The sequence below is a fragment of the Paraburkholderia sp. A1RI-2L genome, assembly GCF_048957375.1.
Lineage (GTDB): Bacteria > Pseudomonadota > Gammaproteobacteria > Burkholderiales > Burkholderiaceae > Paraburkholderia.
On sequence record NZ_JARBTA010000003.1, the window covers coordinates 69,278 to 91,013 of the forward strand.

Consider the following 21,736-nt stretch of genomic DNA (forward strand, 5'->3'; position numbering starts at 1 on the left):
CGGCCACCCAGGGTCTCTATCTACCTACAAAAACAGTATTGACACTCGGGGCTCCATCCACAATAAATACCACGGTGAAACTTTGGTTCCGAAAGGGAAACTCGACCGGATCGGTCGAAATTCCCCAATCGTTTCGCCGTGACTGATGGAGGGATTGAGCATGAGTTACCGCTTGAGAAAGCGCATCGACAGCATGTTTGCCCGGGACCGTTGGATGGCAGGCACCGCATTGCTTGCGCTATGGGTTGCGCTGGGCTTCGTCTACTTTGCGGTGACCATGTCGGTGGCGGATCCTGCGGTCCGGATTGCGCTGACGGTTGGCGCCACCGGCGTGGTGGTGTTCAATACCGCGTCGGTGACGGCGATGGTGCGGCACTACAAGGAAGACAAGGACCATATCTACGGTCTGGACATCCACCATCTCGACGAGAACCGTCTGCGCAAGGCGGCGCTTCGCGACAGCGAGCAAGAAGAAGTGCTCGCCTGACTTCCCCGCCGCTGGACCACACAACGCAATGCCGACCGAAGAGGAAACTCGTCATGGCATCCGTATATGTTCCCCCTGTGCAGAAGGGCTTCGGGCAGCTGGTGGATAGCCTGTTTCTGCTGGTGCTCGTGTATTGCAGCCTGCTCGGCCCGCTGTTGCTCAAGGCGCCGGACAAGCAGCCCGATCAGGCACAGGCCGCGACCAGCCAGGTGTCGTGGCAGACGCTGGGTCAGAATCCCACCATGCAGGCGCAGTGGCAGAAGCTCGGCTACAACGCCGGGCAGGCCAAGCCCATCATCACCACCCGGTTCGACTACGTAGTGGAGCCGGGCTCGCTGATCGTCACGGCGCTCGTGATCGTCGGCTATTTCGTATTCGTGCTGCGCGTGTCAGAGAAGCAGTATCGACAGGTGATCGCGGAAAAATTCGGAGAGTGACGCCATGAACTTCTGGTCATTGCTGAGTCATGCCGCCTGGGCGCTCGCAATCCTGCTGTTTGCGTGGATTCTTGTCGATGCGCTGCGGGTCTCCCGCACATACGACGACGATTTCCTGATGAGTTCGACCGAAGGCAGCGAGTAACCCACGCGATAACCCCCGCGACGGATCCGCCTCAACCCGTCTGGATAGCCAATCTGTACAGGAGCGGTGCATGAGCGACGCAGCAACGGCAGGACAGTCCGGAGAGCGCATTGCCCTCCTGAAAGTACTGGGACCGATTCACGTGTGGGCGCTCGGCGTGGGCATCGTGCTCGTAGGCGAGTTCATGGGGTGGAACTTCTCGGTTGCCAAAGGCGGTGCATATGGGTCACTGATCGCCTGCTGGATCATCGGGCTGCTGTACACCTGCGTCGCCATGATCGACTCCGAAGTGACCTCGACAGTCGCGGCGGCCGGCGGCCAGTATACGCAGGCGAAGCACATCATCGGGCCGCTCATGGCGTTCAACGTAGGGCTCTATCTGGTGATGGCCTATACGATGCTGGAAGCGGCCGACGCGCTCGTGGTGGGCGACCTCATCAAGGCCGTGGCGGCGGATTCGGGTTATGCCGTCGACTCGCGCCCGTTCGCGCTCCTGACGATTGCCTTTCTCGCGTGGCTCAATTACCGCGGCGTGTTCGTCACGCTCACGGTCAATTTCGTGATCACGGCGATTGCCTTTCTCGCCATCGTCGTGCTGTTCTTCGGCGTGCAGCCGTGGAATCCTGGCCAGGTCCTGCTCCATCATCAGTTGCTGACGCAGTTGCCGTATGGCTGGCTCGGCGTGGTCGCCGCGCTGCAGTTCGGCATGTGGTACTACCTGGGCATCGAAGGCACCTGCCAGGCCGCCGAGGAGGTGCGCTCGGCGGGACGCTCGATTCCGCTCGGAACCATGTGCGGGATGATCACGCTGCTGATTGCCGCCGCACTGACCTGGTATGTGGCCACCGGGCTCATGCCGTGGGAGTATCTCGGCCAGGCAGTGACGCCGCTCTACGACGCTGCGCGCCTCACGGGCAACAAGGGGCTGCAAACGCTGCTGTTCGTGGGCACGCTGTTCTCGGCCATCGCATCGGCCAACGGATGTATCAACGACGCCTCGCGCGCCTGGTTTTCGATGTCGCGCGACCGCTATATGCCGATGTGGTTCGGCGCGGTACATCCGCGCTATCGCACCCCATACCGCGCGATCATCTTTCTGGTGCCGATTGCGATCTCGTTCGCGTTCACCGGCTTGCTCGATCAGGTTATTACGTTTTCCATCCTGTCCGGGCTGCTCGGCTACACGTTCATGTCGATCAACATCGTGAAGTTTCGTCGCAAATGGCCGCTTGGCAGCATCAATCGAGGCTACGTCCATCCGTTTCATCCGATCCCGGCGATCGTGCTGGCCTGCCTGTGCTCCGCGACCTATTTCGCCACCTATCTCGGCTATGGCGCCTCGCTGCTGTCGATCATGGCGTTCTATATCGTCGCGTCGATCTGGTTCGCGCTGCATCGCTACAAATACGTCAAGCGTGGCGACCAGTTCACGATGAACTGGCCGCGGCCGAGGGACTATTGACGGGCATTGAAATCGACGCTAGCCGTAGCAGCGGCGCGGGCGGGTCATACCGCCCGCGCCGCATTCGTATAGGGAGGGTTCCGTCATGTGGCTCGCAGGCAGCGCTCCTGCCACAGCGTTTTCTGCCGTATTGACTGCCGTATTCGTCGCGGTATTTGCGGTGACACTCGCCATCCTCAATCGACGCGCGCGCGAATCGCTCAGGACGCAACGCCGCAAGCTGTTCGATGGGTGCTTCGCGCTTTTCGATCACGCCACCTTGACCCAGGACGACGTCGCCTTTCCCGTGCTGACGGGCTCGTATCGCGAGCATAGCGTCAGGATCGAACCCATCGTGGATCAGGTCGTGTTCCGGCAGGTGCCGTCGCTCTGGCTGACCGTATCGGTGAGACAGAACTTGCCCGTCGCCGGAACGTTCGATCTGCTGGCGCGCAGGGCGAACGTCGAATTCTGGTCACACGCCGATGCATTGCCGCGGTGCGTCCCGCTCCCGCGCGATTGGCCGGGCCATACCTCGCTCAAGTCGGATCGCGAGGCATCCGAATTGCCGCTGCGCATACTCGGTCCGCACGTGAGGACACTGTTCTCCGACCCGCGCTCGAAAGAGCTGGTCGTGATGCCGCGCGGCGTGCGCATCGTCTATCAGGTTCAGGCGGCGGATCGCAGCGAATACCTGGTGCTGCGCCGCGCGACGTTTCATGGGGCGCACGTGAGCGTGGCGCTGCTCGAGTCGCTGCTCGAGCGCGCGACGGCCGTATGCGCCGATCTGATGCAAGGAGGCGAGCATGCAAGCGCACGAAATCGAAGCAGCGCAGAAACGTGTTGACGAAGCGACCGGAGAAGCCGTCGAGAAAGCCTCAAAGCGGCCTCCGGATCCAGTCGTGCGCCGCCCTTTGCACCCCTGGGTCGTGCTGGCCGCTGCGGCGGTATTGCCGGGCGCAGGGCAGGTTCTCAACCGCATGCCGAGGCGTGCGCTCATCATGGTGTTCTTCATGCTGTTGCTGGGCTTTGTGACGCTGCAGCTCGCCGCGCCCGGGCGATCGTTCGCCGGCCGTCACGCGGGCGGCATCTTTGTCTATGCGATTGCGGTGCTCGATGCCTACGCGGTCTCGCGATATCGCCGCGAGTACTTCGTGCAACGCCAGCGCGCAGGCGACATGTAGCGCGCGGCAGCGGACGGCTCGCATTTTTCTACCCCCAGAAGGGTAGTGCTTACCCAGTGGGCTATACCCCTGATTGGGTTCGTGGCAGGAAAAAAAGTTTATTGGCGTTGACAAGTGAAATTCCGCTGATTACTTTTAATCCACGTTCAATCCTGTCGAGAAATGGGTGCCCCTCATGTCAGAAACGCGCCGCTTTACACTGACGTTGTCATGCCCCGACCGGATCGGCATTGTCGCTGCCGTCAGCGCGTTCATTGCCGAGCATCACGGTTTGATCATCGAGGCGACTCACCACGCCGACGAAATCGAAAAGCGCTTTTACATGCGCCACGAGATCGCCACCGACTCGCTGCCGGTCAGCCTCGAGACGTTTCGCGAGCGCTTTGCCCGCATCGGCCGCGAGTTCTCGATGGACTGGAAGGTGACGGATCATTCGCAGAAAAAACGTGTGGTGATCCTCGTTTCGAAGCTCGAGCATTGCCTCTACGACCTGCTCGCGCGCTGGAAGGCCGGCGAGCTCGACATCGAGATTCCGTGTGTGATCTCGAACCATGAAACGTGGCGCAGCTTCGTCGAATGGCATGGCATTCCGTTTCATTACGTGCCGGTCACGCCGGACACCAAGCAGCAGGCCTACGACCAGGTGCAGCGCCTGTTCGAGGACGCGCGCGCCGACACCATGGTGCTCGCGCGCTACATGCAGGTGCTGTCGCCCAAGCTGTGCGCGGCATATCCGGGCCGCATCATCAATATTCATCATTCGTTCCTGCCGAGCTTCGTTGGCGCGAAGCCGTATCACCAGGCGTATGCGCGGGGCGTGAAGCTCACCGGCGCAACCTGCCATTACGTGACGGAAGACCTCGACGAAGGCCCGATCATCGAGCAGGACGTGATTCGCGTGCGCCATTCCGACCGGCCCGACGATCTCGTGCGTCTTGGCCGCGACATCGAAAAAGCGGTGCTGGCCCGAGGCTTGCGTTACCACCTCGAAGACCGCGTGCTGATACACGGCAACAAGACGATCGTTCTGCGCTAAAAGCAGCCCTGCTGTCCAACCCGGTTTGCCCGCGCGCCGCTGTGCGCGCGGATGAGAACAAGGAGTGAGCCATGCCGTGGCGTCTCGTGCGTTTTGCCATGTCGAAGAAGCACCCTGAGCCGCGGATGTTCACCCGGCATGACACTTTGCGCAGTTCTTATGACGTTGTGATCATCGGCGCGGGTGGCCACGGGCTCGCGAGCGCCTACTACCTCGCCCGTGAGCACGGCATCAAGAACGTGGCGGTGCTGGAGAAAGGCTATATCGGCGGCGGCAACACGGGCCGCAACACCACGATCATCCGCTCGAACTACCTGACGCCCGAAGGCGTGAAGTTCTACGATCAGTCGGTCAAGCTGTGGGAGGACCTCTCGCAGGACTTCGACCTGAACCTGTTTTATTCGACGCGCGGCCACTACACGCTCGCCCATACGGATTCGGCCATGCGCACGATGCGCTGGCGCGCGGAGGTGAACAAGCACTTCGGCGTGGACTCGGAGGTGGTCGGCCCGAAAGAGGTCAAAGAGGCCGCGCCGATGATCGACCTCTCGTGCGGCGGCGTGGCGCCCATCCTCGGTGCGCTGTATCACGCGCCGGGATCGGTCGCGCGCCACGACGCCGTGGCATGGGGTTATGGGCGCGGCGCCGACCAGCGCGGCGTCGAGATTCATCAGCAAACCGAAGTACTGGGCATCGACGTGGTGGGCGGAAAGGTGAAGGGCGTAAAAACCTCGCGTGGCTATATCTCGACCAACAAGGTGCTGTGCGCGGTGGCGGGCTCCACGCCGCGCATCACCGACATGGTCGGGCTGCGCACGCCCATCTTCATCCATCCGCTGCAGGCGATGGTGAGCGAGCCGCTCAAGCCCTGGCTCAATCCGATTCTGGTTTCGGGGAGCCTGCATGTCTACATCAGCCAGTCGGCGCGCGGCGAACTCGTGATGGGCGCTTCGCTCGACCCCTACGAGCTGCATGCCACCCGCTCGACGCTCGATTTCGTGGAAGGGCTCACGGCGCACATGCTCGAGATGTTCCCGTTCCTCTCGACCGCGAAAGTCATGCGCCAGTGGGCGGGGATGGCGGACATGACGCCGGACTTCGCGCCCATCATGGGCAAGACGCCGGTGGAGGGCTTCTATCTGGACTCCGGCTGGGGCACGTGGGGCTTCAAGGCCACGCCGGTGTGCGGCAAGACCATGTCGTACACCGTTGCCAACGATACGAACCATGAGTTGATCAACGGCTTCACGCTCGATCGCTTCCGCCGCTATGCGCTCACGGGCGAGAAGGGCGCAGCATCGGTCGGACACTGAGCGGAGAACACGACGATGAAGATCATGACCTGTCCTGTGAACGGCGCGCGGCCCGTTTCGGAGTTCGTCTACTGGGGCGAAATGCGCGCGATGCCGGACCCGGCGAAAGCGAGCGACGACGAATGGGCCGACTACGTGTACTGCCGCAACGGCGCTGCCGGCGTGAAGAAGGAGTGGTGGTGCCATACCCCGAGCAACACCTGGTTCATCGCCGAGCGTGACACCGCGAAGGATCGTGTCATCCGCACGTATCTGAACGACGAGGAGGCGTAAATGCGTCTGGCACCGCATGCAGGCGAATGGATCGATCGCAGCCAGCAGATCGAATTCGGCTTCGAAGGGCAGCGTTACACGGGCTTTGCAGGCGACACGATCACGAGCGCCCTATGGGCGTCGGAGGTTTCGGTGCTCGGGCGCAGCTTCAAGTATCACCGCCCGCGCGGCGTGCTCTCGCTCGCGAACCACGACGTGAACGCGATGTTCCAGGATGGCGCGCGCCTGAACGTGCGCGCCGACGTGACCGAGCTGATCGCCGGTGCGAACTGGCACGCGGTCAACACCACGGGCGGCGTGGCCAATGACCGTAACCGCTGGATGGGCAAGCTCGCGCCGTTCCTGCCGGTTGGCTTCTATTACAAGGCGTTCTACAGCAAGCGCTGGTTTCCGCGCTGGGAGCGCATGTTCCGCAAGATGGCCGGGCTCGGCGTGGTCGACCTCAAGGCGCCGCACGTGCGCACGCCCAAGCGCTACGGGTTCTGCGACGTGCTGGTGATCGGCGCGGGGCCCTCGGGGCTGGCGGCGGCGCTGGAGGCGGCGCAGCAGGGTGCGGACGTGGTGATCGTCGACGAGAATGCGCGCTCGGGCGGTAGCGGCACGTATCAGGCGGGCGGCGACATGGAACGTCTGGAAACCGTGCGCGCGCTTGAAGCTCAGGTTCGTGCGCATCCGCGCGTACGCATGTTCAATCGCACGCTCGCCGCGGCTTATTATGCGGACCACTGGGTCCCGCTCGTCGAACCGGATCGCATCACCAAGATGCGCGCGAAGGCGGTTGTGGTGGCAAGCGGCGCGTTCGAGCAGCCCGCCGTGTTCCGCAATAACGACTTGCCGGGCGTGATGCTCGCCTCGGCGGCCCAGCGGCTCGTGTGGCGCTATGGCGTGGCGCCGGGGCAGCGCGCGGTGGTGCTGGGCGCGAACGCCGACGCCTATCGCGCGGCGCTCGACATGCTGGAGCGCGGCATCAAGGTGAAGGCGCTGATCGACCTGCGCGCGACGCATCGCTTTGGCGAGCTCGCCCGCGAGCTGGAGGCGCGCGGGGTCGAAGTGCTGGGGTCGAGCTGCGTGATCGAGGCCGTGCCGAACACCGACGGCAACCGGCTTGCGGCGGTGCGCGTGGGCCCGACGCCGCCTGCGGGCATGAGCGTTTCGCACGCGCAAACCCGGCAGATCGAATGCGACACGCTGCTGATGAGCGTTGGCTGGGCGCCGGCTGCGAACCTGCTCTACCAGGCAGGCACGGCGATGCGCTACGACACGGGCGTCGAGCAGTTCGTTCCCGATCGGCTGCCCGAAGGCGTGTTCGCGTGCGGCCGCGTGAACGGCGTGTATACCTTCGAGAGCAAGCTGCAGGACGGCCGTCGTGCTGGCGCGCTTGCAGCCGCGCATGTCGGTTTGCTGGGCGGCGCGCCGGACTCGCGCAGCACAGCGATCGCGCGCGAGCCCGAATCGCCCTCGCATGCATGGCCGATCATCCCGCATCCGGCGGGCAAGAACTTCGTCGACTTCGACGAAGACCTGCAACTGAAGGATTTCGAAAACGCCGTTCAGGAAGGCTTCGACAACATCGAGCTGCTCAAGCGTTTCTCGACCAACGGCATGGGCCCGAGCCAGGGCAAGCACTCGAACATGAATGGGCTGCGCGTTCTCGCGCGGTTGACCGGCAAGGCGCCGCAGGAAGTGGGCACGACCACGGCGCGGCCGTTCTTTCATCCGGTGCCGATGGCGTTGCTTGCCGGGCGCGGCTTCAATCCCGAGCGCCGCACGCCGATGCACGCGCAGCACGAGCGCCTCGGGGCGAAGTGGATGCCGGCCGGTGTCTGGCAGCGGCCCGAGTACTACGCGGTGGCGGGCAAGGATCGCGCGCGCTGCATCCAGGAAGAGGTGCAGGCGGTGCGTACCGGCGTGGGCATGATCGACGTGGGAACGCTCGGCAAGCTCGAAGCGCGCGGTCCGCAGGCCGCGCAGTTCCTCGAGCGCGTCTACGTGTCGAAGTACGCGGGGCTCAAGTCCGGCATGACGCGCTATGCGCTGATGTGCGACGAAGCTGGCGTGGTGATCGACGACGGCGTGATCGCGCGTCTCTCCGACGATCACTTCTACTTCACGACCACGACCTCGGGCGCGGCGGCGATCTACCGGGAACTCTCGCGCCTGAATGCGATCTGGGGGCTCGATTGCGGCATCGTCAACGTGACGGGCGCCTACGCGGCCATCAACCTCGCGGGTCCATACTCGCGCGCCGTGCTCGCGAAGCTGGTCGACCTTGATTTGTCATCCGAAGCATTTCCGTATCTTGGCATCCGCGTGACGGGCATCGCGCTGGGCGCCAACCGCGTGCCGGCCAGGCTGATGCGGGTGGGCTTCGTCGGCGAATGGGGCTACGAGATTCACGTTCCCGCCGAATATGGCCCGGCGCTGTGGAACGCGCTTTATGAAGCGGGCAAGGAATTCGGCATCCGTCCGTTTGGCGTGGAGGCGCAGCGGCTCTTGCGGCTGGAGAAGGGCCACGTGATCGTGAGCCAGGACACCGATGGCCTGACGACGCCGCGCGATGCCGCCATGGAGTGGGCGGTCAAGATGGACAAGCCGTTCTTCGTCGGCCAGCGCAGCTTGCAGGCCATCGACAGCCAGGCGCAGCAGCAACGCCTCGTGGGCTTCGCGCTGGACGATGGCGTGAAGAACGACGCCTTGCGCGAGTGCCATCTCGCCATCGAAGGCAAGGAGATCGCAGGCCGCGTGACGAGCGTGTCGTGGAGCGAGACGCTGAACAAGACGATCGGCCTCGCGTTCGTGCGGCCCGCGATGGCGAAACCGGGCACACAACTGCGCTTTCGCCTGAGCGACGGCACCATGGTGTCCGCCACGGTGGTGCCCACGCCGTTCTACGACCCAGAGAACCTGCGCCAGAAAGACGCCGCACCCGCGCACGCCACCGCACCGAGGGAGGAGACCGCATGAGCGCATCGAACCTGGCAGGCGCAGCAAATTTCCCGCTGCGCACGAGTCCCATACGCGACGCCCAACACGCCGCTGAAGCACGGTGGAGCACGGTCGAGAACATGCAGATCGTCGAGCGCCACGGCGCGAACGACGAAGCGCGCGCACGCAACGCGGGCATTGCGGATGTCTCGCACCTGTCCCGCATGGGCTTCAAGGGCCAGGGCGTGGCCGCCTGGCTCGCGGAGCAGGGCTTGCCCGCGCTGCCCCAGCCCAACACATGGGCGCCGCTCGCGAGCGGCGGGCTGATCGCGCGTCTGGGCCTCACCGAGTATCTGATCGAGGACGGCATGAGCGGCCGCGCGTCGTCAAAGCTGGCCCATCGCGAGCCGGCGCTGCGGGTCTATCCGGTGCTGCGCCAGGACCTGGCGCTGGTGCTGTGCGGCGAGGCGATCGACGAATTGCTGCTGCAGACCTGCAACGTCAACTTTCGCGCGCTGGACCTCGCAACCCGACCCGTCGTGCTGACTTCGATGGCGGGGGTCGCCGTCACCGTCCTGCCGGGCGAGCGGCTGGGCCGTCCGTACTACCGTCTGTGGGCCGATGGGACATACGGTGTGTACTTGTGGGAAACCCTTGCCGGCATCGCTGCCGAATTGGGAGGCGGGCCGGTCGGTCTCGCCGTGATCGACGCAATCGACCAGGCACCATCGCACCAGGCCAGCAGCTAACTCACCAGGCCTGCATCAGGCTTATCAGGCTCATCTGGCACCCCGGGCGAAAGCATCCGGCGCAAGCAGGCGCCGGGCGTTTTCTCGACACCGCATCACGACGCTTGAGGACAATCGACATGACACCCGCAGAAGCCAAGCAGTTCCTCGCAGATAACGACGTCAAGTACATACTCGCGCAATTCGTCGACATTCACGGCGTAGCGAAGACGAAGTCCGTGCCCGCTGCCCACCTCGACCTCATCCTGACCGATGGCGCGGGTTTCGCCGGCTTCGCGGTATGGGGCCTCGGCATCGATCCGCAAGGGCCGGACTTCATGGCGGTGGGCGATCTCGACACGCTCACGCTCATGCCGTGGCAGCCGGGCTACGCCCGCATTGCCTGCGACGGCTACGTGAAAAAGGAGCCGTGGCAGTTCGAGAGCCGCGTGACGCTGAAAAAGCAGGTCGCCCGCTTGCAGGAGCACGGCTGGATCCTGAACACCGGGCTGGAGCCCGAGTTCTCGCTGCTGCGGCGCGCCGAGGATGGCCGCATCGTGCCGTGCGACGCCTCCGATGCGCTGCCCAAGCCGTGCTACGACTACAAGGGGCTTTCGCGCTCGCGCGAATTTCTCGAGCGCCTGACCGAGTCGCTGATCAAGGCTGGCATCGACGTCTATCAGATCGACCACGAGGACGCCAACGGCCAGTTCGAAATCAACTACACCTACTCGGACTGCCTGAAATCCGCCGATTCATACGTGTTCTTCAAGATGGCCGCTGCGGAGATCGCCAACGAACTCGGCCTGATTTGCTCGTTCATGCCCAAGCCGTTCTCGAACCGGCCGGGCAACGGCATGCATATGCACATGTCGATCTCGGACGGCGAGCGCAACCTCTTCGCCGACAAGCACGACGAGCGCGGGCTCGGGCTTTCGAAGCTCGCCTATCACTGGACGGCCGGCCTGCTCAAGCATGCGGCGGCACTCGCGGCCATTTGCGCGCCCACGGTCAACTCGTACAAGCGTCTCGTGGTGGGCCGCTCGCTGACCGGCGCCACGTGGGCGCCGGCCTACGTGAGCTACGGCGACAACAACCGCTCGTCGATGGTGCGCATTCCCGGTGGCCGCATCGAGTTGCGCCTGCCCGATGCCGCGTGCAACGCCTATCTCGCGACGGCCGCCGTGATCGCCGCGGGCCTGGACGGCGTGAACAACAAGCTCGATCCCGGCGCGCCGTGCAATCTGAATCTCTACGAGATGTCGCCGCAGGAGCTGCGCCAGCGCGAAATCAGCATCTTGCCGCAGAACCTCCAGGATGCGCTTCGCGAACTCGAGCGCGACGAAGTCATGATGGAGGCGCTCGGCCCGGCAGGCGCAGAGTTTCTCCGCCTCAAGCACATGGAATGGATCGAATACATGCGCCATGTGTCGGATTGGGAGCAGAAGACCTACCTCGAATTTTTCTGAGCTGGCGTCGCTGCGCCAGCCGTCCATGAAACGCAGGAAATACGTGCAGGAGATTAATCATGTGTGGAATCGTAGGATTACTGATAAAGCAGCCATCGTTGCGTGAGCGGCTGGGCGAGCTGATGGTGCCCATGCTGCTCGGCATGACGGAGCGCGGGCCCGATTCGGCAGGGCTGGCCGTGTTCACGGAGCCGGTGGACGAAGACACCCGCAAGATCAGCCTGTATTCCGGCCTCACGGAAGAAGCCGCTGATTTCAACTGGCAAGGACTCGTGCACGAGATGAACGCACATCTGGGCGCCGGCGCCTCGGTTCAGGCCAAGGGCAACCATGCGGTGCTGAGCGTGAGCATTGCGCCGGAGACCGCGAAGCGCTGGATCGCCGAGCAGCATCCGAAGCTGCATATCCTCTCCACGGGCCGCGCCATCGACCTGTACAAGGATATCGGCACGCCGAAGGAAGTTTCGGACCGCTACGCGTTCCAGAACCTTTCAGGCACGCACCTGGTCGGCCATACGCGCATGGCCACCGAGTCGGCGGTCACGCCCGACCGCGCCCACCCGTTCACGGCCGGCGAGGACTTCTGCCTCGTGCATAACGGGTCGCTCTCGAATCCCTTCGGCGTGCGCCGCATGCTCGAACCGCACGGCATTCACTTCGATACGGACAACGATACGGAGGCCGCCTGCCGCTTCCTCGAATACCGGCTGCGCGAAGGCGACGATCTCGAAGTGGCGCTGCAACAGGGCTTCGAGCAGCTCGACGGCTTCTACACGTTCCTCATGGGGACACCCGACAAGCTCGCGCTGATTCGCGATCCGTTCGCGTGCAAGCCAGCGGTGGTGGCAGAGACCGACGATTACGTGGCGATCGCCTCCGAATTCCGCTCGCTGGCGCATCTTCCCGATATCAAACATGCAAGCGTGTTCGAACCGGCTCCCGAGGAGATGTACGTATGGAAAGTCTGAACTTTGACCTGGCAAGCACGTCAGTGACCGAACTCAACCGGTTCCTGCACAAGGACGCCGCCGGCAAGGGCGTGCAGGCCGTGCGCATCGCGAACCCCGATGGCGCGCACAACATCGCGGTCGGGCTCGATCTGCCGATCGAGGTCGAGATCGACGGCCACGCCGGCTACTACGCGGCCGGCATGAACAAGGAGGCGAAGGTGACCATCGCGGGTAGCGCGAGCACCGGCGTCGCCGAAAACATGATGAGCGGGCGCGTGCACGTGAAGGGCTTCGCGTCGAATGCAGCGGGTGCGTCGGCGCAAGGCGGCCTGCTCGTGATCGAAGGCGATGCGGGCCTGCGCTGCGGTATCTCGCTCAAGGGCGCCGATATCGTCGTGAAGGGATCGGTGGGCAGCTTCTCTGCGTTCATGGCGCAGGCCGGGCGGCTGGTGGTCTGCGGCGACGCCGGCGACGCACTGGGCGATTCATTGTACGAAGCGGTGCTGTACGTGCGCGGCAATATCAAGTCGCTGGGCGCGGACGCGCGCGAAGAGCCGATGACTGCCGCTGACATCGAAGCAGTGGCGCAATTGCTGCGCGCGGCAGGCCCCGCATTCTCCGGCTTCGAACCGAGGGACTTCAAGCGCATCGCCTCGGCACGCTCGCTCTATCACTGGAACGCCGACGCGAACCAGGAATATTGACCCAAGGATCCCGACCATGGAAATCAAGCCCATCCACATGAAGCAACTGGCCACCGAAGAATCCTGGGGCTTCGACCGCAAGACGATCAACTATATCCAGAACGCCGCGGCGCACGGGCTGTATGAAATCCGTGGTCTCGGCGCGAAGCGCCACGTGCCGCATTTCGACGATCTGCTGTTCCTCGGCGCGTCGCTCTCGCGCTATCCGCTCGAAGGCTATCGCGAGAAATGCACCACGAAGACCGTGCTGGGCACGCGCTTCGCGAAAAAGCCCATCGAGCTCGCGATTCCCATCACCGTCGCGGGCATGAGTTTCGGCGCGCTATCGGCGAACGTGAAGGAGGCGCTGGGCCGCGCGGCGACCGAGATGGGCACCTCCACGACCACCGGCGACGGCGGCATGACCCAGGAAGAGCGGCGCTCGTCCAGGACGCTTGTTTACCAATGCTTGCCGTCGCGCTACGGCTTCAATCCCGACGACGTGCGCAAGGCCGACGCGATCGAAGTGGTGATCGGCCAGGGCGCGAAGCCGGGCGGTGGCGGGATGCTGCTCGGGCAAAAAATCTCGCCGCGCGTCGCGAAGATGCGCGTGCTGCCCGAAGGCGTCGACCAGCGCTCGGCGTGCCGCCATCCCGACTGGACCGGCCCCGACGATCTGCTCATCAAGATCCATGAGTTGCGCGAGATTACCGACTGGGAAAAGCCGATCTACGTGAAGGTGGGCGCAACGCGCACCTTCAACGACGTGAAGCTCGCCGTGCACGCGGGCGCGGACGTGATCGTGGTGGACGGCATGCAGGGCGGCACCGCGGCCACGCAAACGTGCTTTATCGAAAACGTCGGGATTCCTACGCTTGCCGCGTTGCGCCAGGCCGTGGATGCGCTCGAAGACCTCAACATGAAGGGCACGGTGCAGCTCATCGTCTCGGGCGGCATCCGTAGCGGCGCCGATGTCGCCAAGGCGCTGGCGATGGGCGCCGATGCCGTGGCCATCGGGCAGGGCGTGCTGGTCTCGCTGGGCTGCAACAGCGCGTCGTATATCGAGAACGGCCAGCACGTGCAGGCGCTCGACGATTACGCCAACCTGGGCACGGCGCCGGGCTATTGCCACCACTGCCACACGGGCAAGTGTCCGGTGGGCATCACCACGCAGGATGCCGTGTTGCAGGAGCGGCTGCAGCCCGACGTCGGCGCGAAGCGCCTGCGCAATTATCTGAAGACGCTGAACATGGAGCTCACCACGATCGCGCGCGCCTGTGGCAAGCAGAACGTGCATCACCTGGAGCCCGAAGATCTCGTCGCGCTCACGGTCGAGGCGGCGGCGATGGCGCGTGTGCCGCTCGCCGGCACCAACTGGATCCCGGGTGTGGTCTGACGCGCCATGACGGCACAGATCATCGATGGGAAGCACCTGGCGCGGCGCTTGCGGGCGCGCTTTCGCGAGCGCGTCGCCGCGCTTTCCATGCGCGGCGTCGTGCCGGGCCTCGCCGTGGTGCTGGTGGGCGACAATCCGGCCTCGCAGGTCTACGTCGCGAACAAGGTGAAGGCGTGCGAGGAGAGCCGCGTGCGCTCGTTCATGCACCGGTTCCCCGCCAGTTGCACGGAAACCGAGTTGCTCGAGCGCATCGGCGAACTGAATCTGGACCCGGCCACGCACGGCATTCTCGTGCAATTGCCGCTGCCGCCACAGGTCAACGTGCGGCGCGTGCTGGAGAGCATCGTCGTCGACAAGGATGTGGACGGCTTTCATCTCTACAACGTTGGCGCGCTCGTGGTCGGCAATTCCATCTTTCCGCCTTGTACGCCTTACGGCGTTCAACTGCTGCTGGAGACCACGGGCATCGAAGTCGCGGGCAAGAACGTGGTGGTGGTCGGCGCGAGCAATATCGTCGGCAAGCCGATGGCGCTGATGCTGTTGCAGAAGGAAGCCACGGTCACCATTTGCCACGCGAAAACCCGCGACCTCGCGCATCACACCATCCACGCGGACATTCTCGTGGTAGCGGCGGGCAAGCCGGGGCTCATCAAGGCGGAGATGGTGAAGGAAGGCGCGATCGTGATCGACGTGGGGATCAACCGGCTCGCCGATGGGCGCATCGTGGGCGACGTCGATTTTGATGCAGTGCGCGAGCGCGCCTCGTGGATCACGCCGGTGCCCGGCGGCGTGGGGCCGATGACCGTCACCATGCTGATCGAGAACACGTTGCGCTCGGCGGAGCGTTTCGCGCAGGGCGAGGCGTTTCATCCAGCACAGCCGTTCTGGCAGGTGCCGGCACGCTAGCGCGGTGCAAGCTGCGCGACCACGCGGCGTCATCAGGGGAAAGGAGCCGCTGTGGCCGAGTTGATCAGGATGCCGGACGATGATGCGTGCACGGCGCTGGACGCCGCGCACCGGCACGCGCTGACGTTTCATCGTACCCGCGCGACGCGCCCGCCCGCAGCAACGGCGGGCTTCGCGGCGTTGCTCGACGCGTTTGGCGGACCTGCGCCCGAGGCGGGCCTGCCCGCGAGCGAGGTGATCGAGCAACTGGCCGCCGCGGCCGGTCCGGGCTTGATGGGCACCGCGGGTCCGCGCTTTTTCGGCTGGGTCGTGGGCGGCTCGCACCCAGCCGGTGTCGCGGCCGACTGGCTCACGAGCGTCTGGGGGCAAAATGCCGGCTGCTACGAGGGCGCGCCCGCGGCCGCCGTGGCCGAGCAGGTGGCCGGGCAATGGCTGGTCGATCTGCTGCGGCTCCCCCCCGAATGCTCGGTGGGCATCACCACAGGCGCGACGATGAGCAACTTCGTCTGCCTCGCAGCGGCGCGTGGTGCACTGCTGCGCCGCGTGGGCTGGGATGTCGAGGCCGACGGCCTGTTCGGCGCGCCGCCCATTGCCGTTCTTATCGGCGACGATGCGCACGCGAGCGTGTTTGCCGCGCTACGCTATCTGGGTTTTGGCGAGCGCTCGGTCATGAGGATTGCTACGGATGACGCGGGGCGCATGCGCATCGACGCGTTGCGCGCCGCGCTCGCGCATTGCCGTGGGCCGCATCTCGTGATCGCGCAGGCGGGCCACATCATGACCGGAGCGTTCGATCCCGTCGGGGAGATTGCCGCACTGATGCGCGAGCGGTGCGAGCGCGGTGGCTGGTTGCACGTGGACGGCGCCTTCGGCCTGTGGGCGAGGGCATGTCCGGCGCGCGAAGCGCTGGCGCAGGGCATCGAGCATGCGGACTCGTGGGCGACAGACGCGCACAAGTGGCTGCAGGCGCCCTACGAGTGCGGGTGCGCTTTCGTGCGCGATGCCGATGCGCACCGGCGGGCGATGACGATCGGCGCGGGCTATCTCCCGCCCGCCGAAGACGGGGGCGCGCGCGACCCCGTGCATTACGCCCCGGAGTTGTCGCGGCGCGCGCGCGGGTTCGTCTTGTGGACCCTGTTGCGCACCCTTGGCCGGCGCGGCATCGCGGAGATGATCGAGCGGCATTGTGCGCTTGCGCAGCGGTTGGCGCGTCGTCTGGCCGAGGAGCCTGGTATTGCGGTGCTAAACGAAGTCGAGTTGAATCAGGTGGTCGTGCGGTTCGGTGCGGATGAGCCCGTCGCGCTTGGCGACGTGCTCACGGACGCCACGATCGCGCGCATTCAGCAGCAGGGCGTATGTTTCGCGGTCGGCGCACAGTGGCGTAAGCGCCGCGTAATGCGTATTTCGGTCATTGCATGGCCTACCACCGAGGATGATATCGACCGCGCCGCCGACTCGATGATCGAGTCGTGGCGCGCGGTGGAGCGCGTGCGCGTTGATGCGCAGAGCGTCGCGGCGCACGCGTAGGCGTCCAATTTCAGCGCTTGCCCTCCGAGCCCGCGATCGCCCGCGCAGTGGAAAGCAGCGCCTCTGCCATCCGAATACTGGCCGCGTCGATCAACCGGCCATCCAGCGACACGGCCCCCTTGCCATCTCTCGCCGCCTGAGCCATTGCATCCATGATGCGTTGCGCGCGCGAAACTTCGGCATCGCTCGGCGTGAACACGCGGTTCGCCAGTTCGATCTGCGAGGGATGAATCGCCCACTTGCCGTCATAGCCGAGCACCGCGGCGCGCTTCGCAGCGGCGTCGTAACCATCGGGATCGCTGAAGTCCCCAAACGGTCCATCGATCGGCCGCAATCCATAGGCGCGGCATGCCACCATCATGCGCGTTTGCGCGGCATGCCACTGGTCGCTCCAGAAGTATTCGCGCTCGCCATTGGCGTCCTTGTCGCTCAGCACACCGTAGTCGCGGTTCACGCCGCCGATCACGGTCGTGCGCGCACGCGTGGAGGCCGCATAGTCGGCGACGCCGAACGACATCGCCTCAAGCCGGCGGCTCGATTGCGCGATTGCCTCCACGTTCGCCATGCCCAGCGCGGTTTCGATCAGGACTTCGAAGCCAATGCGCTTTTTGCGCTTCTTCGCCGTCTCGATCTGCGTGACGAGCATGTCGATCGCATAGACGTCGGCCGCCACGCCAACCTTCGGAATCAGAATCATGTCGAGCCGCGGGCACGCCTCCACGATATCCACGACGTCGCGATACATGTAGTGGGTATCGAGCCCGTTGATGCGGACCATCACCGTCTTCGCACCCCAGTCGATGTCGTTCAGCCCTTCGATGATGTTCTTGCGGGCCTGCTCCTTGTCGTCGGGCGCGACCGCGTCTTCGCAGTCGAGAAAAATGATGTCGGCCGCCGAGCGCGCGGCTTTTTCGAACATCGCGGGGTTGGAGCCCGGCACGGCAAGCTCCGAGCGGTGCAGCCGCGGCGTGGCCGGTTCGATTGCGGTAAAGCTCATGGGTAATCTCCTCGATAGTGGAGGCGCGCGGCCCTAGCCCGTCGCGCCGAAGCCCGATGCGATGCAATTAATGGAGAGCAGGAGCGGCACCAGATAGCCGCGCCGCTCCTGATCGGCGCTGGCCGAGCGGTACAGACGCAGCAACTCGATCTGCTGCCGGCTCACGAGGTTGATGGCTGGCAGCCGGCGCGCGAGCCGCTCGCAAAACTGGGGGAAGCGGTCCGCGGCGGCGGTGCCGCCACTCACTTTCAGCACCATCTCCGTGGTGAGGCGATACTCGGCCTCGATTTGCGCGAAGATCGTTTCGCGTACGCGCGCGTCGGGCACGAGGTCCGCATAGCCGCGCGCGATGTCGAGATCGACCTGGGCGAGCGTCTTCTCCACTTCGTCGACGATCAGCCGGAACAGGCGCGATTCATTGAACATCCTGTGCAGCAGATCGAGGCCGCGTTCCTGGCGCACCCCGAGGAACGACGAGATCGCGCTGCCCACGCCATACCAACCCGTGAGCGCGTGGCGGTTCTGCGACCACGCGAACACCCACGGAATCGCGCGCAGGTCTTCGAGGCTGCGTGCCCCGAAGCGCCGGGCAGGGCGCGAGCCCATGTTCAGCATCGAAAGCTCTTCGAGCGGGCTGGCCGCCTGAAAATACGCAATCAGCTCGGGCTGCTCGACCAGCTTCACATAGGCCGCGCGCGAAGCGCCCGCGAGCGCTTCCATCGCGTCATCGAACTCGCCGCGCGGCAGCAGCTCGTCTTCGCGCTCCGATTTGAATGTATGCTCCAGCACGCTCGACGCGAGCAACTCGACGTGATACTGCGCCGTGCCGCGGTTCGCGTACTTGTACGACACCACCTCGCCTTGCTCGGTCACACGAAAGCGTCCGTTGACGGAGCCCGCGGGCAGCGCGGCGATCGCGCGGCCCGCCGGCACGCCGCCGCGGCTCACCGAGCCGCCACGGCCGTGGAAGAACGAAATCGTGATGCCCAGTTCGCGTCCGACGCGCGTGATCTTCGTCTGCGCCTTCGAGAGCTCCCAGTTGCTCGCGAAGAACCCGCCGTCCTTGTTCGAATCGGAGTAGCCGATCATGACCTCCAGCACCCCGCCTTGCGCACGGATGCTGCGCTTGACCATCGGCACGGCCAGCAGTTCGCGCAGGATTTCGGGCGCGCGCCGCAAGTCGTCGATGGTTTCGAGCAGCGGCACGACCGGCAGCGTGCAACTTTCCACGCCGGCGGCATCGCTGAACAGCCCCGCCTGCTTCGCGAGCAGATAGACGCCGAGCACGTCGGTCGCGTGGTGCGTCATGCTCAGGATGAACGCGCCAAAGGCATTGCGGTCCACCTGCTGGCGCATCGTGCGGACCATGCGGAAGATCTGCACCGTTTCCGCTTCCACTTCCGCGAGGGATTCGGGCAAGGCGTCCGTGGCTTCGCCCGGGGCGAGCGGGCGGGCGAGTTCCGCGAGCAACCACGCCTTCCATGCTTCGGAGTTCAGATCTGGTGGCTCCGAGCCTGGCTTGGCGCGAGATCGCCACAGCGCGAGCAGGGTCTTGTTGATGACCGTGGAGTTCTCGCGCAGGTCGAGCTGCACCGTGCTGAAGCGGAACGTTTCGACCTCATGGCGCAATGGCCGGACATACGAGTCGGCAAGCGTGTCGCTGCCGGTCGCGAGCAGGGCCAGTTCCATCGCGCGCAGCTCGGCGGCGAGTTCGTCGGCGCTCGCGTAGCCGCCGGAAATAGCGGTGCCCGCGCCGCGCCGTTGTGCGTCGGCGAGCGTGGTGTCGAGCTTGCGCAGCATGCAGGTCAGGTACTGGCGGAACACCTCGCCTGGATTGCGCGTGGCAATGGCCGTGCCGTCGCCGCTTTGCTCGAGCATGCGCGCGAGCTCGGCACCGAACGCTTCAGGCACGGGCAGTGCCTCGGCGGTGATGCTGAGCGTCTGCGCGAGCTCGAGCAGTTGCTGCCGGTAGCGCTTGAGGCACGCGAGCCGGTTATCGTAGAGCGTCGCGCGCGTGACCTCGTTGTTGACGAACGGATTGCCGTCGCGGTCCCCGCCGATCCACGAGCCGAACTGGAAGAAGCGCGGCATCTCGAAGTGCTCGCCCGGGTAGAACTGGTGCAGCGCCTCTTCGAGCCGCTCGAACAGCAGCGGCACGGCCTCGAACAGCGTTTCGCCGAAGAAGTGCAGCCCCCACGCCACTTCCTGAGCAACAGTGGGCTTCTCGCGACGCAGCTCGCCGCTCATCCAGAGCAGCTCGATTTCGTTGCCGAGCTGCCCGACGAGCTTGCGCCGCTCGCGCGGCGTCCAGCGCGGCGACTCCAGATCCATCAGCTTGCGATAGATGCGCCGGTGGATTTCGAGCACGGTGACGCGCTTGGCCTCGGTCGGGTGCGCCGTGATGACCGGGCGGATCTTCAGATGCTGGAGCACGGTGCGGACTTCGTCGGCGGGCACGCCGGCCGCAGCCGCATCGGCCACAACGCGCGAGAACGAGGCCGTGAGCCGCGCATAGCCGCTCTCGATTTCGATCTCGCGGCGGCGGCGCATGGCGGTGCTCTGCTCGGCCACGCTCAGCAGCTGGAACCAGATGCCCTGGGCCTGCAGGCTGCGCCGCCACACCGCGCGCGGCACATCGGGAGGCAGCTGCTCGCCGCGCAGCGCGAGTTCGACCTGGGGCTGGCGGCGCCGCGCGACATCGCACAGCAAGCCGAACAGCAGGTCGACCACACACGGTTCGTAAGCCTGAGCATCGAGCGCGGGCAACGCCGCAGAAGCCGTGGCGAGACGGTCGAGCAGCGAAGGCGGCGCTGCGGAAGAAGGCGCGGACGAAGACTGTGATGCAACCGGTCGATGGCGCGGCGCCTCCACGCCACGCAACGTCACGGTGCGAGCCTCGGCCCCGGCAGCCTCCCGGGCCTCGATGGCATCAAGCGACGCGGCGGGCATCATTTTGCGTCAGCGCCGCAGCGACGGTGGAGCCCAGCTCGGAGGCGCTGGGTGCAACGAGAAGCCCGTGGGCACGCATGATTTCCGCCTTCTCGGCCGCGCTGTCACCGGCGGCCGAGATAATCGCGCCCGCATGGCCCATGCGGCGGCCCTTGGGCGCCGTGAGGCCGGCAACGTAGCCCACCACCGGCTTGGTCATGTTCTCCTGTACCCAGCGCGCCGCTTCGGCTTCCTGGGGCCCGCCAATCTCGCCGATCATGATCACGGCCTCGGTCTCGGAATCGTTCTCGAAGAGCCGCAGATGGTCGAGGAACGAGCTGCCGTTGATCGGATCGCCGCCGATGCCCACGCTCGTCGTCACGCCGAGACCCAGTGCGTTGAGTTGCGCCGCCGCCTCGTAGCCGAGCGTGCCCGAGCGCGAGACGATGCCGATCGAGCCGCGCCGGTAGATGTTCCCCGGCATGATGCCGAGCATGGCCTTGCCCGCGCTGATGATGCCCGCGCAGTTCGGTCCGACCAGCATGGTGCGGCTTTCCTTCGGATAGCGAAGCAGATAGCGCTTCACGCGCATCATGTCCTGGGCCGGAATGCCATCGGTGATCGAGCACACGAGGCGCAGGCCCGCGTCGGCGGCTTCCATGATGGAGTCGCCGCAAAAGGGCGGCGGCACGAACACGAGACTCGCCGTGGCGCCGGTTGCCTGCACGGCTTCCTTCACGGTGTTGAATACGGGACGGTCGAGATGGCGCTGGCCGCCCTTGCCGGGCGTCACGCCGCCCACCACATTGGTGCCGTACGCGATCATCTCTTTCGCGTGGAAGGTCGCCTTGTCGCCGGTGAAGCCCTGCACGATCACGCGGGTGTTTTCGTCGATCAGGATGCTCATGGGT

General features: G+C 65.1%; 20 protein-coding genes. 17 read left to right on the plus strand and 3 right to left on the minus strand.

Annotation, left to right across the window (positions count from 1 at the left end):
• The first annotated feature begins 160 nt into the window (after positions 1–160).
• The 17 genes from PWP93_RS23450 to PWP93_RS23530 all read left to right on the plus strand — a co-directional run bounded on the left by PWP93_RS23450 (position 161) and on the right by PWP93_RS23530 (position 16,900).
• Entirely contained in the window at positions 161–487 is a 327-nt protein-coding gene (locus PWP93_RS23450) for a hypothetical protein (RefSeq protein ID WP_421046220.1), read from the plus strand.
• Between the two features lie 53 nt (positions 488–540).
• Positions 541–924 carry a hypothetical protein gene (locus PWP93_RS23455; RefSeq protein WP_421046221.1) on the plus strand — a complete coding sequence of 128 codons (384 nt, stop codon included), beginning with the start codon at positions 541–543 and terminating at the stop codon, positions 922–924.
• 4 nt (positions 925–928) lie between these two features.
• Entirely contained in the window at positions 929–1,069 is a 141-nt protein-coding gene (locus PWP93_RS23460; protein WP_421027430.1) for a hypothetical protein, read from the plus strand.
• 70 nt (positions 1,070–1,139) lie between these two features.
• Positions 1,140–2,531: an APC family permease gene (locus PWP93_RS23465; RefSeq protein ID WP_421027431.1), complete on the plus strand. Its 1,392-nt coding sequence runs from the start codon at positions 1,140–1,142 to the stop codon at positions 2,529–2,531.
• 85 nt (positions 2,532–2,616) lie between these two features.
• Positions 2,617–3,357, plus strand: coding sequence for a hypothetical protein (locus PWP93_RS23470; protein WP_421046222.1), 741 nt, complete (start codon positions 2,617–2,619; stop codon positions 3,355–3,357).
• A complete protein-coding gene (locus tag PWP93_RS23475; RefSeq protein ID WP_421027433.1) occupies positions 3,317–3,694 on the plus strand; it encodes a hypothetical protein in 378 nt (125 codons plus the stop codon). Before PWP93_RS23470 ends, PWP93_RS23475 begins: the two co-directional genes overlap by 41 nt.
• Before the next feature lie 175 nt (positions 3,695–3,869).
• Entirely contained in the window at positions 3,870–4,730 is an 861-nt protein-coding gene (purU, locus tag PWP93_RS23480) for a formyltetrahydrofolate deformylase (RefSeq protein ID WP_421046223.1), read from the plus strand.
• A 71-nt stretch (positions 4,731–4,801) separates the two neighbouring features.
• Positions 4,802–6,043 (plus strand): FAD-dependent oxidoreductase, encoded by a 1,242-nt coding sequence (locus tag PWP93_RS23485; protein ID WP_421027435.1) that lies wholly within the window; start codon positions 4,802–4,804, stop codon positions 6,041–6,043.
• A 15-nt stretch (positions 6,044–6,058) separates the two neighbouring features.
• Positions 6,059–6,316 carry a sarcosine oxidase subunit delta gene (locus tag PWP93_RS23490; protein WP_421027436.1) on the plus strand — a complete coding sequence of 86 codons (258 nt, stop codon included), beginning with the start codon at positions 6,059–6,061 and terminating at the stop codon, positions 6,314–6,316.
• Positions 6,317–9,280, plus strand: coding sequence for a glycine cleavage T C-terminal barrel domain-containing protein (locus PWP93_RS23495; protein WP_421046224.1), 2,964 nt, complete (start codon positions 6,317–6,319; stop codon positions 9,278–9,280).
• Entirely contained in the window at positions 9,277–9,990 is a 714-nt protein-coding gene (locus PWP93_RS23500) for a hypothetical protein (RefSeq protein ID WP_421027438.1), read from the plus strand. Before PWP93_RS23495 ends, PWP93_RS23500 begins: the two co-directional genes overlap by 4 nt.
• A gap of 119 nt (positions 9,991–10,109) precedes the next feature.
• Positions 10,110–11,438 (plus strand): type III glutamate--ammonia ligase, encoded by a 1,329-nt coding sequence (glnT, locus tag PWP93_RS23505; protein ID WP_421027439.1) that lies wholly within the window; start codon positions 10,110–10,112, stop codon positions 11,436–11,438.
• 59 nt (positions 11,439–11,497) lie between these two features.
• On the plus strand, positions 11,498–12,406 hold the full coding sequence (locus tag PWP93_RS23510) for an amidophosphoribosyltransferase (RefSeq protein WP_421046225.1): 909 nt from the start codon (positions 11,498–11,500) through the stop codon (positions 12,404–12,406).
• Positions 12,394–13,092: a protein glxC gene (locus PWP93_RS23515; RefSeq protein WP_035525493.1), complete on the plus strand. Its 699-nt coding sequence runs from the start codon at positions 12,394–12,396 to the stop codon at positions 13,090–13,092. Before PWP93_RS23510 ends, PWP93_RS23515 begins: the two co-directional genes overlap by 13 nt.
• A 16-nt stretch (positions 13,093–13,108) precedes the next feature.
• The gene (locus PWP93_RS23520; RefSeq protein WP_421027441.1) at positions 13,109–14,467 is read left to right on the plus strand and encodes an FMN-binding glutamate synthase family protein; all 1,359 of its coding nucleotides are present in this window, start codon (positions 13,109–13,111) and stop codon (positions 14,465–14,467) included.
• A gap of 6 nt (positions 14,468–14,473) precedes the next feature.
• On the plus strand, positions 14,474–15,373 hold the full coding sequence (folD, locus tag PWP93_RS23525; RefSeq protein WP_421027442.1) for a bifunctional methylenetetrahydrofolate dehydrogenase/methenyltetrahydrofolate cyclohydrolase FolD: 900 nt from the start codon (positions 14,474–14,476) through the stop codon (positions 15,371–15,373).
• A gap of 51 nt (positions 15,374–15,424) precedes the next feature.
• Positions 15,425–16,900 carry a pyridoxal phosphate-dependent decarboxylase family protein gene (locus tag PWP93_RS23530; RefSeq protein ID WP_421046226.1) on the plus strand — a complete coding sequence of 492 codons (1,476 nt, stop codon included), beginning with the start codon at positions 15,425–15,427 and terminating at the stop codon, positions 16,898–16,900.
• Positions 16,901–16,910: 10 nt separating this feature from the next.
• Here the strand turns inward: PWP93_RS23530 and PWP93_RS23535 are convergent, their stop codons facing one another.
• The 3 genes from PWP93_RS23535 to sucD are packed head-to-tail and all read right to left on the minus strand — an operon-like array spanning position 16,911 to position 21,732.
• Positions 16,911–17,897: an HpcH/HpaI aldolase/citrate lyase family protein gene (locus PWP93_RS23535; protein WP_421046227.1), complete on the minus strand. Its 987-nt coding sequence runs from the start codon at positions 17,895–17,897 to the stop codon at positions 16,911–16,913.
• A 33-nt stretch (positions 17,898–17,930) separates the two neighbouring features.
• Positions 17,931–20,849 (minus strand): phosphoenolpyruvate carboxylase, encoded by a 2,919-nt coding sequence (locus PWP93_RS23540; protein WP_421046228.1) that lies wholly within the window; start codon positions 20,847–20,849, stop codon positions 17,931–17,933.
• On the minus strand, positions 20,827–21,732 hold the full coding sequence (gene sucD, locus PWP93_RS23545; protein WP_421027446.1) for a succinate--CoA ligase subunit alpha: 906 nt from the start codon (positions 21,730–21,732) through the stop codon (positions 20,827–20,829). The genes PWP93_RS23540 and sucD overlap by 23 nt, the downstream gene beginning before the upstream one ends.
• Positions 21,733–21,736: the final 4 nt, after the last annotated feature.